Source organism: Streptosporangium vulgare (assembly GCF_042428775.1).
Taxonomy (GTDB): domain Bacteria; phylum Actinomycetota; class Actinomycetes; order Streptosporangiales; family Streptosporangiaceae; genus Streptosporangium; species Streptosporangium vulgare.
In genome coordinates this window covers 1-608 of record NZ_JBHMBS010000158.1, presented here as the reverse complement: position 1 = coordinate 608, position 608 = coordinate 1, and the positions used below count along the sequence as shown (strand labels likewise).

The 608-nt window shown below is 68.1% G+C and carries 1 protein-coding gene; it reads left to right on the top strand.

All coding sequences use genetic code 11. The annotated features are described in order from the left end of the window. On the top strand, nucleotides 1–608 hold a 608-nt coding region (locus ACFFRH_RS44935), incomplete at both ends, for a phosphoketolase family protein (protein ID WP_512701151.1).

Below are 608 nucleotides of genomic sequence, written 5' to 3'. Positions count from 1 at the left end.
AGACGCCGGGGTCGATTCATGAGGGTGGTGAGCTGGGGTATTCGCTGGCGCACGCCTATGGGGCGGCGTTCGACAACCCTGATCTGGTGGTGGCGTGCATCATCGGGGACGGGGAGGCCGAGACCGGGCCGCTGGCGGCGAGCTGGCATTCCAACAAGTTCCGCGCGCCGGGCCGTGACGGTGTCGTGCTGCCCATTCTGCATCTGAACGGTTACAAGATCGCCAACCCGGCGGTGCTGGCTCGTATCCCGGAGGGGGAGCTGATCAAGCTGATGGAGGGGTATGGGTATCGGCCGCATCTGGTGTCGGGGGAGGATCCGGAGGCGATGCACGCGCTGATGGCCGAGACGTTGGATACGGTGTTCGACCAGATCGCCGAGTACCGGCAGGGGCGGGGCGGCCGGCCGCCGATGATCGTGTTGCGGACCCCGAAGGGGTGGACCGGCCCCAAGGAGGTCGACGGCCTGCCGGTGGAGGGCACCTGGCGCGCTCATCAGGTGCCGTTGTCGGGGGTGCGTGACAATCCCGAGCATCTGGCGATGTTGGGGGAGTGGATGTGCTCGTATCGGCCGGGGGAGTTGTTCGACGCCGCGGGGCGGCCGGTGGCC